Here is a 13,541-nt window from a genome sequence, read left to right on the forward strand (position 1 = left end):
TCATCTGGCAAAAATGTGGGCATTCGGGGTGAAGCGTTTGCCTGACATTCACTACCATGGTGGCAAAGCCATAACTTCAGGTTATGACTAACTCACAGATAAGTATTCGATAAATCAGTGTGTTGTAACTACTGTATTGTGACGACGTTATCAAGCAGCCCCTATCGACTGCCTATACAAGGATTCACAATGCACGGACTGACATCTTCATCGACGATTGCTCACATCTCGCAGGCTCACATTCCTCAGCCTTACCTGCTTTTTCTCGGGGATGTGACTGATCCTCTTTCAGCCAAAACTGCCGCCGGTATTGCCCAGTGGCGGCCAGATGCCTGTTTAGGTCAACTGCGCCTCAATAGCGACACGGTGTCACTCGGCTTGCCAGATACCAGCCTCGAACTGGCCCGAAAGCAGGGAGCGAAAACATTGGTCATTGGCACCGCTAATGCCGGTGGCGTTATTCCCGAGCACTGGCTATCTACGCTGAAGCAGGCGCTGGAGCTGGGTTTTCATCTTGCTTCCGGTATGCATCAACGCCTGAGCGATAACGATACCCTCAGGGATACCGCCGCGCAGCATCACTGCCAGCTCTTTGATGTACGACACCATGATGAGCCGCTGCAGGTGGGTACGGGTGCCCCTCGATCAGGTCTGCGCCTGTTAACCGTCGGCACCGACTGCTCAGTGGGTAAAATGTACACTTCATTGGCACTTGAGCAGGAAATGAGAAAGCAAGGCCTCTCCGCCCAGTTCTGTGCCACTGGCCAGACCGGCATTTTAATCGCCGGTAAGGGCATTGCCGTCGATGCCGTTGTTGCCGACTTTATCTCCGGCGCTGCCGAAGCTATCAGCCCCGCATTTACCAATCACGACTGGGACATCATTGAAGGACAAGGCTCACTATTTAATCCGTCGTTTGCTGGCGTGAGTCTGGGCTTATTGCACGGCGCACAGCCGGACGCACTGGTACTGTGCCACGAGGTCGGGCGACAGCATATTCGTCATTTACCTCACAAGGCGATCCCGGATATTGCTGACTGTCTGGCAGCGAATCTGGCGGCAGCCAAACTGACAAACCCTGACGCCCATTTTGTCGGCATTTGCCTGAATACCTCTGCCTTATCCCATGACGAAGCCGTTACGTTATGTCAGAACTGGCGTCAGAAATACCAACTGCCAGTCACGGATCCGGTACGTTTTGGCGTAAGCGACATCGTCAAACAATTGAAGCCAGCCATGAGCGCCCAAATCAACACACACCGCACCCAAAATGAGAACCCAAATAAAACAGGTGACGCATGAAAATTACCGTTCAACATGAACGTTTTCCGTTTGCCCGCCCATTTACCATTTCACGTGGTACCCGTACTCATCAAGATGTCGTCACCGTCACTCTTTATGAGGGTAACCGCTGTGCCAGTGCTGAATGCACACCCTACCCGCGCTACGGTGAAAGTGTGGAGAGTGTCATCAGGCAGATTGAGCAGATCTCAGCCAGAGGCCACAATCTGACGTTGAACAGGCAACAACTTCAGTCATTGCTGCCCGCAGGGGCTGCCCGCAATGCTCTGGACTGTGCGTTATGGCGGCTGGAATGGCAGAGCCACTTTCCCTCTCCCGCGTTTGAAATTGCGCCTGCGATAGCCACGGCGATGACGGTCTCTATCGACACAGCTGATGTGATGGCCAGTCAGGCGGCAGAGCTGGCCGAGAACGGGGCAACATTACTCAAAATTAAGCTTGATGCTGAAGCGGTTATCGAGCGTGTAAGTGCCATCCGTAAAGCGGTACCAGACATTCCGCTGATTCTCGATGCCAATGAAGCGTGGGGCGATCTGCCATTATCCCCGTTATTTGATGCATTGGCGCCACTGAACATCAAGATGATCGAACAGCCGGTTCCGGCCGAACAGGCCTCACTATTAAAAGGCATTCCTCATCCGATTCCGCTCTGTGCTGACGAGAGCTGCCATACCTCGCAGGACATCGCGGCGCTTACCGGATGTTTTGAAATGGTCAACATCAAACTGGATAAAACCGGAGGCCTGACCGAAGCACTGAAACTGGAACAAACCGCCAGAGCGGCAGGTTTCGATATTATGGTGGGTTGCATGGTGGGGACATCTTTAGCCATGGAGATGGCACTGCCACTGGCCAGTCGCGCATCTATTGTGGATTTAGACGGCCCCGTATTACTGGGCTACGATCGCCCGAGGGGGTTACGCTACCAGAATGGGATGATCTTAACGGGTCCAATGAACACTGACTGAGTTCTGGCTGACTAAATCCTGGCAGACTGCATTTTTGGCTGACTTGAGCATCTTTAAAACCAAAAGATACTTTCAGCCCCAAACATCAAAAACCGCCTCGGGCACAAGCCGGAGGCGGTTCAGTTTATGCGCGATAGTGTTTCGACAAATCGGTCAATTTATTGAGCAACATATAGACCAACATCCTGACCAACATCCTGACCAACAGCGAGTTTTCGGCTGACCTTAACCATCAGGATTAATGTTCTGATTAACCCGGAAAAAGTTATTTGGATCATACTTACGCTTCACTTCCACCAACCGCTGATGATTTTGACCGTAAGTTGCGCGAATCCTCTCATCGCCTTCTTCCATCATAAAATTAATGTATGCCCCACCTAACGAATAAGGGTGCAGGGCTTTCCAATACGCCCGTCCCCAGTTCTTCAGATCTTCTGCCTGAGTCGGATCCGGTGATATCCCGGCAATCACCATTGACCATGTCGCATTCCGGAAACTCCACGCCATGTTATCGCTGCCCACCTCATGCACCGCGCCATCGATAGGATATAAGTGCATCAGTGACAGTTCGCTGGGGGCTTTGGCAGCATGTTCAAGATGTACTTCAATGGCTTCATCTGTCAGTTCATCAAAGAAGTCACCTTTCCAGTACATTTGCAATCCTGGTGGTAACAACGGGTCGAACAGGCTTTGCAAGAACGTGAACGGCATCATACCGGTATGGCGGAAAATAGGTTCTGGCAGCGCTTCCTCGACTTCTTGCAATGCCGCGGTCGCGTCCGCTTCATTACCGTTGTAACAAAGGATTAAGGCACAAATTTTACGCCCCCAGATAGGTTCCGGGAAAGGTGCCGTTGAAGGGACGGTTTTCATACCTAATACCGTGCAAAGTTCGCGGGGAGTTCGAGGCAGAAAATCGCGATACCATTTCATCAATGTTTTGGCATCAGAGGCATCCCAGAAAATCGGGCCGCCGTATACCTGATCGACCGGATGCGCCTGATACATAAACCGGGTCACAACACCGAAATTACCGCCGCCTCCCCGTATAGCCCAGAAGAGATCGTCGTTCTGCTCAGCATTGGCGGTCACAAATCGCCCGTCAGCTAACACCACATCGACTTCCAACAAACTATCAATAGTCAGTCCGTATTGCCGAGACAAATAGCCGTGTCCGCCCCCCAGCGTTAAACCTGCCACCCCGGTGGATGAGACAATGCCCGCCGGAACCGCCAGACCAAATGCATGTGCCGCATGGTCGACGTCGCCCTGCATACAGCCGGGTGATACCGTAACCGTTCTGTGTTCCGGATTAACATGTACCCCTTTCATACACGACAAATCAATGACCAAGCCGTCATCGCAGCTGCCAAGCCCGGGGCCATTATGGCCACCACCTCGAACAGCCGTCAGCAGTTGATTGTCACGTCCGAAGTTCACCGCGTTTATGACGTCGGCAACATCCACACACCGGGCAATCAAGAATGGCTTTTTATCTATCATGCCATTGTATAGCTTACGTGTTTCTTCATAAGCCGGATCGTCACGTGTGACTAGTTCACCCCGTAGTGCCTGTCTAAATTCTTCTACAACTTTCGCATCTAACATAACATTACCCCGATAGCAGGCGGTAAAAAATAAGCCTGCACTTATCATTAGGCAATCCATTGAAAAGATGGAGAAAATTTTAAAACATCAGAAAAAGGAAACTTGAAGCGATTTCATTGTTCTAGAAATAACCAAATAAGTATACAGCATTCTGACTACATCCCCCGGCCTGTAAAGTAACCCTCTGTTAGTTATAAATAATACTGTGTTCTTATCGTGGTGATGCAGCACTTTTATATCATCGTTTTTTGTATATTTTTGAGTCAATTGTTTATCAATTATGACTCTTATTATTTTTGAGAATCCGTGTTTCCACCCTGACTATATAGTTGTACTGCTACAGATGTTGGCTTGTACCTGTTGAGAATCGGCAAAGATCGAACCGCAGGTGCACTGAATAATCCATTCAGAGGTAGAAATAATGAAAAGTCACATTGGAACTCTATTTGACAAGAGCAGTGCAATTTTACCTTCCCGGCCACTGCTTAAACTCTCAGCCCTTTCTCTCGCACTCTTGCCCTTAATGCTGATACCTCATGCAGAGGCCAAGCCGAGCAAAAGTACCCCTGCAGCCACTAACAAAAGTTCGTCTGAAATGACGTATCTTGAAGAATTAGGTAAGCGGCTATTTTTTGAAAATATTTCCGAACCTAAGCGCCAGTCCTGTTCATCGTGTCACTATCCACCCGCTGGCGGTACAAACCAGCACTCAGGTGTTAACCTCAAACAGGTTGCCGTCACTGGTGCAGACCCTAACGGTGATAACAATGACACGCCTCCCGGTGTCAAAAATGCAGGTGGTCTAAAACCACCCACAAACAAATATGTCCAACACATGGATGAAAACGGTGATGTCGTTGGTTTAAAAAACTTTCAGATCAACGGCTGTAATTCAGTCTTAAATACTCCCAGGGGGCCAATCACTCTATTCTTTACTTGTGGTGGCGCATTCTGGAATGGTCGTGCTTCCGGTCACGAAATTGAAGATTCAAAAGCCAATGCTTTCAGCTTCTCTGAAAATGCCAAAGTGTCCGAATTTAAGAGAATGTATGAAAAGTATCTCGGCCCTGTTGCTGATCAGGCCTTTGCCAGTCCTTTCATTAACCATGTAGAGCAAGGTATTGGGGAAGGTAAACCAGAGACACGACTGGAAGATATCAAGCTGGTCTGTGAACAAGTGGCTAAATCGGCCTGGGGGAATGAATTGTATGAATATGCCTGGGATGAACCACTAGATTGTAGCGACAAAAACAAACTGGATACGGTTTTTGCCCGCTTCGCGATCGCATTGAGCGCATGGCAGCTTTCTTCTGAAAACAATCCCTATGACTCCAAACGTGACAAAGCGTTATTAGCCACTGAAAGCCGAACTTTCCCGTTAAATGGATTAACTGAACTGGAAAATGAAGGCCACGAATTGTTTTATGGTAAAGCCGGTTGTGCCGCAATTTGCCACCGCAGCAACCAGGATGTCGATACTGACGGCACACTACTTCACCAACGATATACCGACGACGCTTTCCATAATATTGGGGTGCCCCGGAATTATGAACTACCCGGCTCACCCGAGCCTGATGAGGGTCTTTATGGCGTCACAGAAGATGAAAGGGATAAAGGTCTTCATAAAACACCGACTCTCCGCAACGTCGACTTGCGGCCAGGCAATGGTTTCACTAAAGCCTATACGCATAATGGCTGGTTCAAAAACCTGGAAACATTGGTGCACTTCTACAACAGTGCGGATGTAAACGGAGCGACAGCGAAAGGATTTGGTATTACACGTTGTCCGGAAGGCGTTCAGACACAAGCAGAAGCGTTAGCCAACAACTGCTGGCCTGCCTCTGAGTTTCCGGATACCAGTGTTATTGGCGTAGCGATTGGTAATCTCGGACTGACTTCCGATGAAGAAGCGGCAATCGTGGCCTATCTGAAAACCCTTAGCGACACCTCAATTGTACAGTCGCCAAAACCATACAAGTCTGCACCTTATGACGAAAGCCGTATGGAGCATTAATGCGGCAAACTCATTAGAAACGAACGCCGGTAAGTAACCGGCGTTCACTTTTTTATGACGTGAGCAGTAACTGCCGAATCTGGGAAATGGCTTCAATAAAAACAGGGTGAGCTTTCCACTGAGGCTCACTCTCTAGCTCGTACCAGAAAAATTCAAACCAATGTCCGCCATCATCCTGGGTGTAATGAGACCATGTGTCAGGCAAGGCTTTCTCTTCGCCATCACAAAGTACAAAATGCCACTGCTGGTTTTGAAAACCGCTTTCCCATTGACCTAGTATTGAGGTCGAAGAAATCGTTTTTACTGGTATTCCTGACTCTTCGTCGAGTTCTCTGACTGTCGCCGCTTCAATTGACTCATCCCAGAGCTCAAGTGTCCCTTTGACCAGCTGCACCCCGGCAATAGGATGGCGGAACAGTAAAAGCTCAATACCTGAACGCGCATTCACTGAAAGAGCCGAGTTCTTTTGAGCGAAATCCTGCTGGCCTGAATTCTCTGGATAAAAACAGCCGGTCCCTCGACGTCCTGATCTGATCACCACTGGGCATACTTTGACTTCTCGCCTGGCGATACGATTTCTGTCAGTCTTACTTAAGCTGGCCCTCATAATAACAGACCTCCCGCTCATACCCATTTGCTCTAATAAATCGATTTTCAATATACGGGATACCCAGTTTTCTGATTACCGATTTCGATCTGTCATTCGTAACCAAGTGCATGACTTGCAATTTTTCCAACCCAAAGTGCAATTGACTATAAGCCACAAGGCCTTTTGCGGCTTCCGTGGTATAACCATGCCCCCAATATGGCACGCCCAACCAGTAGCCCAATAAACCGCAGTTATCCTTAAGTGTCGGAAAACTCACGGCACCAATGATCGAATCTTCCCCTTTTAGCGTGATGGCATACACTACCCCCGCATTGGCACGGTATAAAGCATCGTGGGAACTGACCCATTGCTCCGCCATTGAGGGAAAATACGGATGAGGAATATTCGCCGTCATCTCCGCGATTAACCGATGGCCTGCCAGCTCTGCAATCCGATTACAATCAGTCAGCAGAAACGGCCTTAACACTAATCGCTCAGTCTCAATCACGGGTTGTGGTTCACTTTCCGGTCGCATACCCATCTCCCTCAGGTTCTCTTCGTTCATCACAGACTTTCACTAATAGCACAAACCCGATGTGACACAAGATGCTATTTGCCCTGAATACATCTTCAGGTAACAGATTTCTGAAAATAAAAAAGCCGACACATTCAGTGTCGGCTCGATCAAAACGTGTTGCCGGTGATACCGCTAATACTGATTTAGCGTACCGATGAGACAATCTGGACTGATTGCTTTGGCGACTGGCGATCTGTCTCCTGCATCGCGAGCAAGGTTAAGGGACCGGTGATCAGACTGACGGCCACCAACAAAGAAACAGGTACGGCTGTAATGACGATAAATGATTGTAAGGCATTGAGCCCGCCATCGCCTGCCAGAAGCAACACCGCCGCTATTACGCCCATTGTGACCGCCCAAAACAGTCGCTGCGCTTTTGATGGCTGGCTGTCGCCGGATACCACCATGGCAATCGAGTAAGCCATGGAATCTCCGGTTGTGACAACAAAAGTGGTCGTTAACACAAGAAATGCAGGAATAATCCAGTCACTAAACGGCAATTGTGCCAGTGTTGCCAACAATACCGCCGGTAGACCCGATTCCGTCAACGGACCGGAAATGCTGCCCGGGGAACTGAGTTCAATACTGATACCGGTGCCGCCCAAAACGGTAAACCAGAAGTTGGTCACGACAGGGGCAATGATCGCAACGGTCATCACCAGTTCACGCACAGTTCGCCCTTCAGAAATCCGGGCGATAAAAATCGCCATCATCGGCGCAAAGCCAATAAACCACCCCCAGAAGAACCACGTCCACCATTGGTTCCAGCCAGGAGAGCTGATGTTTGTGCTTAATGTGGTGAAGTTTTGCAGGTAGGTAGCAAAACCACTGCCAAAATGCGCCAGAATAAAGTCGGTCGGACCCAGGCTCAGCATCAGTGCCAGCAATGCAAAAGCGCCTACCACATTAAAGCGGCTTAACCATTGCAAACCCTTATCCATTCCGGTGAAGGCCGAGATCGAATAAATCGCAACCACGACGGCCAGAATACTCAATTGGGTCGAAGTATCGTTTGCCAGTCCCACGACTTCCTGGAGGCTGTAACCGAGTTGTGAGGCCAGAAAACCAATCGGCCCTATTGTTCCGGCAGCCACCGCGACAATTGAGCAGGCATCGATCACAGAACCCAGCCAGTGATTTTCCAGTTTATCGCCAACCAGAGGATACAACAGCGCACGAGGTCTGAGCTTCAGCCCTCCCTGATGATGAGCATGCATCAGCACAATGGTGGCAAGCGTTCCCAGAGCCGCCCAGGCAAGGAATCCCCAATGTAAAAAGCTCTGACTGAGAGCTGCATCAACAGCAGACGATGAGAGTGCATCCACACCGTCAAACGTCGGAGGCGCAGTCATGAAGTGGTAGATAGGTTCAGCCGCCGACCAAAAGACACCACCACCGGCCAGCAAGGTACACATAATCATGGCCAGCCAGCGAAATGTGCCGATATCCGGTTTCGCCGCTGTTCCCATCCGGAGTTTACCAAATCGACTGACGGCGATAAGCACTGCCAGACCAAAGTTGATAACCATTAACCATTGCCACAATGGGCCGAAGATTTCAGTTGCAGATGTAAAAGATGCCTCAATCAATCGACTGACGAGGGCGAGATCGTACAGCGAAAAAACAAGAAACAGCCCCAAGAAACCAATCGTTAGAACTAAAACATTTTTATCGCTACCTTTAGGGGTATTGAAGTGCATATTACTCTCACGGTTTGTGTGAGGGGCGGCACCTTAACAGCTCAAAACAGTACTTTCCAGTGAAATATTTCTTAATATTCTTTTATTTAGCGCTTAGATCACACCAACAAATCAAGCTATAGAACAAAAATAACCAAGTAATTTAGTAAGTTACTATAACACCACCCAACCCCATAAAATATTTTGAACTCAAACAACATAATTTTAAGAGAATAAAATTCCAGCAAAATATATTTAGTGTTCATAGCCTTTTCGATGATTTACACAGCCTTAAAACCACTCGTTTTAAGCTGATCTGTTTCCGCAAATATCAGGCTATCTGCGCTGTTTCATTTTGCTTCTGTTCAAAAAGAAGAAGAGGCACGAAGTAGCAAAACGTTCAGATACAAAAACTGATACAAAAATTACTGGAGCAATAAGCCCAGGAACAGAAAGCACAGAAACAGAAAGTGCAGAAACAGGAAAGTGCAGAAACAAAAAAACCGGCCAATGGCCGGGAAAATTGATAGCTGCGAATCAGCCAAGTGTGAGGAGGTGGGTTATACGTTGGCACTTTTGTCATTAAAGGCTAGGCTGCACTTTATGTAAAACCTGTTCGGCCAGCCAGTGAGAGTGAAGATTTCGCTGCGTGATAGCCAATGGCTGTTTACCCTGCTCTGCCACGGTAAGCCAGTGGTGCGCCATTGCTTCAAAACCTTTCGATGCCAGCATCGGCGTCCAGTCAGGCTGCCGAACCGTCCGCTCTGCTCCTTCCCTCCAACAACGCCCTTCGGTAAATGATTCAAACCGAAAACTCATGTTCTGATAATCGGCACTAATATGTTCACAAGTCATGCCATGCTGGCGATTCATACTGGCCTGAAACAGGGTGTTATTTCGCTGCCACTGAACATCAACCCGAGCAAGACGCATCGATGATGCTCCTGCCTGATTCACATCAAACTGGGTGGTTACCATCAGGTCATCAGCTTTCAAATCGGCATGCAAGTTAACACTGTCGAGCGGGTGAATGAAATCGTCATAAATGAAAGTACGCGGCTCGCCTGTCAGGTTATAGCGATGTTTTTCCCAACGAAGCGCACGGAGCGACGAAGCTTCGGCATGACAGACAGCCGTTCCCGGTAGTGCATACCCTGGCAATTCCTGACAATACAAAGGGATGTAGCGGCGGTTGAATCCCATAAACAGTGGCTGTTGCTGTGATTCCGCAAGATCATGTAACGCTTCACAATCGGCAAAATTATCCGCCAATGGCTTGTCGACAAACACTGGCATTCCTTGTTTCAAAAAATACGAAGCCAGCTCGAAATGCGAGGAAGTAGCACTGTGAATCATGACTGCATCGATACCGCAACGAATCAGATCACGGTAATCGGTATAATATTCTGAGATCCGAAATCTTGCCGCGAGTTGCTTTAACGTCCCTGCGTTTCGGGTGCATAGCACCCACTCCACCTCACTGATTTGGCTCAACACCGGTAAATGTGCTTTTACCGCGATATCACCCAGGCCAATAAGCGCAATTTTCATGATTTATCCTTAAACAATTTTTTATCAGGCTGCCAACTCTACGCCAACAGCGCACCTGCACTCTACCAGCATAGCGGTAACACGGCACCAACACCTGAGTAAGAGATAACCTATCTCATTGGGATTGCATGTTAAATGACGTAATCTTTACTTTATCTTAAGAGTCCTTTGCTACACTTTATGTCTTATTTTTTCGCGACTTTATAATCATGTCTCCACGTAATTTTTTCAGCCGGAAAATACCTGGCTACATTGCCCTTATTCTTTTCGCAACGTTATTGTCTGGCGTGCTGATGTTTTATTCTCAGGCAACACTGACCGGTTCAGTCAATAATACCATCGGGTTGTTTTTTACCCTTATTACTGACTCTGCCGGTAATCCGGGATTTGCCGTGACGGTAGTCATTCTGATGTCAGCGCCGGTAATATTGAAAATGCCCAAGCAACACATCATAAAAATTGGCATCCAATTTACCCTTTTCCTGGTGCTGTGCATGATTGCCAAAACAGCCATCAAGCATATTACCGAGATCCCACGCCCTTACACCTATCAACTTCAGGCACTCGGTATTGTTGAGTCTCCGGACATTTTTTATCAGATGGATGAATCTCAACAGCAGACAGCCATTAAAGAAGCCAGTAATCGTGTCAGCCACTGGCGGACGGATCACTGGAAATCAGAAACCAACTACTCCTTTCCGTCCGGCCACACCATTTTTGCGGCTGCATGTGTGACATTCTGGGGTGGATTTTTCCTGCGTCGCAGACACTATCTGCCTGCTGCAGGTGTCATCACATGGGGTGTAGGTGTTGGGATCAGCCGGGTCTGGCTGGGCATGCACTGGCCGACAGATTTAATGGCGGCCCTGTTCTGCGCAGCCATTTTGTATCTGTGTGTGCCTGAATGGCCAGTCGATGATGAGAAAAATTAACCGAATATATTGGCTTAACCCTGTAATGGCTCACATCTGAATCGTAGGCAAACATCTGAATACCATTCGCCCCGTTCAGTACGGTTTACCGACACAAGGGCCACGACATGGGCAACCCAGGATGAAACCCGTGGATCAAAAAAGCCCTCATCAATGAGGGCTTTTTTGTGCGCTTCAGTTAATGCGGATACGATGCTTATCAATATCTGATGTTAACAACATCTAACATCCAAAGATAAACAAGATCGCAAACAGGCAAGGCTATCAGTGGAGATCAACGCTGTGAACGTACTCAACCACAACCTGATTTCCGTTGTAACGCACACTTTTAATATCACCATCAACGATGAATGTGTTGGTCAGCGTCACGGAGTTCGGCATGCTGTTGCCAATCTGATTTCTCAGTGACGGCAAAGTCAACATCGGGTCAACCCCGATATAACTACAAAACTGATTAACAAAACGAGGTTCCAGCGGCTCGCGGCCACGTAGAATGTCAGAAAAGATCAATTGGCTGACACCCAGCTTTTTTGCCATCTCGATCTGTGTGACACGCATCTTCGCCTTATAACTCATCCATGTGTCATGAAGTACCTGACGGTCTTGTTCTGTATATTGCATCCCCAAAAATGTCCTAGCGTTTGTACTTTTTAATTGCACTTATTTAAGCGTATAGAACACGATAGTTTGTCAGAAAAAAGTCAGTGTTAATGTCAATCGAATCTATATCACACAAGGCTTACAAGCGTAGTAAAGACTATCATTCGAAACTGCCTTATCATTCAGACAATTACTTAGAAGATTTCAGTTTCAAGAAACCAGGTACGTTTCGTCATATTTTTGTTGAGTGACCTCAACAGCGATCGCTATAATCACAAAACCATAAACACAAAATACTTGTGGTTATGGAGTGAGGTTTAAGCAATGGGATATAGTGGGTAAATGATGAGCAGTCAGCGAGCATGCTTTCGAGAAGGCAATGTCCATCTTGGCCGTCTCCCAGTAGCCTATTTCCGAAAGGCTTTCCTTCAAAGTCACTCCCTGAACAGTGTCTTTATTCAAAGAGGCTTCCTTCAGAGAGCGATAGCTCTTGGTATTACCATACTGATGTTACTAACTTCGCTACCGGGCCTATCCCGCAGTGTGGCGAATAACACATATCTGTATTCTGCTGTTAGCATGGATTGCTGTCAGGGCGAACGTAGTGCCACAGCCATGCCCGTTACCTTACATGAGCCCTCCAATCAATCAGATCCTTCATACCAGACGTCTACGCCTTCAGACCCCTGTTGCGGCAGTACATCTGGTAACTTTGCTCTAAGCCCTGAAGTGGCGGGTTTTTCCACGATCAATGCTACCGACCACTGCCTTTCGAAGGGTTGCATCTCCGAAAAATGCCTTTCGGGACAATGCCATGTCGGCAGCACGGCAATGCTTGCCATTCTGGTATCCACCTTGCCCTTGCTGGAAAATCAAACATCTTCTTTGCTGACGGCCATTGCCGGTTCACCGACCTCTTTTAGCCGCCAGATTTTTCGGCCTCCTGCTACGGTTTCATTCTCATCATCTGTGACAAAATCGGCGGTTAACTCCGCTCGCTGCTAATTTAATAGTTCTTTAAGCAGCCAACCCTTTTACCATTCAGCCGGCTGAACAGCCGATACATGGCGTATTTTGATAGACCGGCTGAGCACGAATATCGATAACAGGATAATGACTATGAAATTCCGTTTTATGCTTTTTCTTGCGCTGACTCAGTTCGCATGGACTGCCCCCTCTGTTTCCGCCACTGAGCTTAACGCTACCGAAACGCCCATTACCGGCACTAACTATCAGTCCCCGTATTGCGGGTGCTGTAAAGACTGGGTGAAGCACATGGCAGACAACGGCTTCAAACTGGATGTCGTTTTTGAAGAGAACCTGACCCCGATAAAAATTGATAAAGGGATTCGTCCAGAGTATGCATCGTGTCATACCGCAGTCATTGAGGGGTACACGTTTGAAGGCCATGTGCCAGCAGAAGATATTCAACGCTTCCTGAAAGAAAAGCCGGCTAACTTCATTGGTCTTGCTGTCGGAGGAATGCCGATGGGCTCACCGGGCATGGAGTATGGGGATCAAAAAGATGCTTACGATGTACTTGCCTTCGATAAAGATGGCAATACCCAGGTTTGGGCCAGCCATAACCGGGTACAGTAAGTGAAAAACAGTGGTTTAAGACCGCGATTAAAGACCCCGTTCATTGCTACATGATGATCAGCAACGGACGATGACAAAACAGGCGCTCTGGCGCCTGTTTTTATAGGTCGATGTATGGCAAT

Annotated in this window: 12 protein-coding genes; 5 read left to right on the top strand and 7 right to left on the bottom strand. The window is 48.1% G+C overall.

Annotated features, from left to right (window positions below; genetic code table 11):
- Window positions 1-189 precede the first annotated feature (189 nt).
- Window positions 190-1,302 (top strand): N-acetyltransferase DgcN, encoded by a 1,113-nt coding sequence (gene dgcN, locus PGW97_RS08785; RefSeq protein ID WP_273857105.1) that lies wholly within the window; start codon window positions 190-192, stop codon window positions 1,300-1,302.
- On the top strand, window positions 1,299-2,270 hold the full coding sequence (gene dgcA / locus PGW97_RS08790; RefSeq protein ID WP_273857106.1) for an N-acetyl-D-Glu racemase DgcA: 972 nt from the start codon (window positions 1,299-1,301) through the stop codon (window positions 2,268-2,270). Before dgcN ends, dgcA begins: the two co-directional genes overlap by 4 nt.
- A 225-nt stretch (window positions 2,271-2,495) precedes the next feature.
- On the opposite strand, the gene PGW97_RS08795 is transcribed toward dgcA, so the two are convergent.
- The gene (locus PGW97_RS08795) at window positions 2,496-3,878 is read right to left on the bottom strand and encodes an FAD-binding oxidoreductase (RefSeq protein ID WP_273857107.1); all 1,383 of its coding nucleotides are present in this window, start codon (window positions 3,876-3,878) and stop codon (window positions 2,496-2,498) included.
- Window positions 3,879-4,299: 421 nt separating this feature from the next.
- Between PGW97_RS08795 and PGW97_RS08800 the strand changes: the two genes are divergently transcribed.
- Window positions 4,300-5,892 carry a cytochrome-c peroxidase gene (locus PGW97_RS08800; protein WP_273857108.1) on the top strand — a complete coding sequence of 531 codons (1,593 nt, stop codon included), beginning with the start codon at window positions 4,300-4,302 and terminating at the stop codon, window positions 5,890-5,892.
- 52 nt (window positions 5,893-5,944) lie between these two features.
- On the opposite strand, the gene PGW97_RS08805 is transcribed toward PGW97_RS08800, so the two are convergent.
- The 4 genes from PGW97_RS08805 to PGW97_RS08820 all read right to left on the bottom strand — a co-directional run bounded on the left by PGW97_RS08805 (window position 5,945) and on the right by PGW97_RS08820 (window position 10,288).
- On the bottom strand, window positions 5,945-6,499 hold the full coding sequence (locus PGW97_RS08805; protein ID WP_337960357.1) for an NUDIX domain-containing protein: 555 nt from the start codon (window positions 6,497-6,499) through the stop codon (window positions 5,945-5,947).
- A complete protein-coding gene (locus tag PGW97_RS08810) occupies window positions 6,480-7,016 on the bottom strand; it encodes a GNAT family N-acetyltransferase (RefSeq protein ID WP_273857109.1) in 537 nt (178 codons plus the stop codon). Before PGW97_RS08810 ends, PGW97_RS08805 begins: the two co-directional genes overlap by 20 nt.
- A 185-nt stretch (window positions 7,017-7,201) precedes the next feature.
- Window positions 7,202-8,758, bottom strand: coding sequence for a BCCT family transporter (locus PGW97_RS08815; protein WP_273857110.1), 1,557 nt, complete (start codon window positions 8,756-8,758; stop codon window positions 7,202-7,204).
- A gap of 561 nt (window positions 8,759-9,319) precedes the next feature.
- The gene (locus PGW97_RS08820; protein WP_273857111.1) at window positions 9,320-10,288 is read right to left on the bottom strand and encodes a Gfo/Idh/MocA family protein; all 969 of its coding nucleotides are present in this window, start codon (window positions 10,286-10,288) and stop codon (window positions 9,320-9,322) included.
- A 293-nt stretch (window positions 10,289-10,581) separates the two neighbouring features.
- Here PGW97_RS08820 and PGW97_RS08825 point away from each other — a divergent pair, with 293 nt between their 5' ends.
- Window positions 10,582-11,220, top strand: a complete 639-nt coding sequence (locus tag PGW97_RS08825) for a phosphatase PAP2 family protein (RefSeq protein WP_273857112.1) — start codon at window positions 10,582-10,584, stop codon at window positions 11,218-11,220.
- A gap of 264 nt (window positions 11,221-11,484) precedes the next feature.
- Here the strand turns inward: PGW97_RS08825 and PGW97_RS08830 are convergent, their stop codons facing one another.
- Window positions 11,485-11,841, bottom strand: coding sequence for a helix-turn-helix domain-containing protein (locus PGW97_RS08830; protein WP_047885381.1), 357 nt, complete (start codon window positions 11,839-11,841; stop codon window positions 11,485-11,487).
- Window positions 11,842-12,464: 623 nt separating this feature from the next.
- Entirely contained in the window at window positions 12,465-12,662 is a 198-nt protein-coding gene (locus tag PGW97_RS08835; RefSeq protein ID WP_273857113.1) for a hypothetical protein, read from the bottom strand.
- A 277-nt stretch (window positions 12,663-12,939) separates the two neighbouring features.
- Between PGW97_RS08835 and PGW97_RS08840 the strand changes: the two genes are divergently transcribed.
- A complete protein-coding gene (locus tag PGW97_RS08840) occupies window positions 12,940-13,419 on the top strand; it encodes a DUF411 domain-containing protein (RefSeq protein WP_273857114.1) in 480 nt (159 codons plus the stop codon).
- The last annotated feature ends 122 nt before the right edge of the window (window positions 13,420-13,541 follow it).

The organism is Photobacterium sp. GSS17, from assembly GCF_028621875.1.
In the GTDB taxonomy this organism is placed as follows: Bacteria; Pseudomonadota; Gammaproteobacteria; order Enterobacterales; family Vibrionaceae; genus Photobacterium; species Photobacterium ganghwense.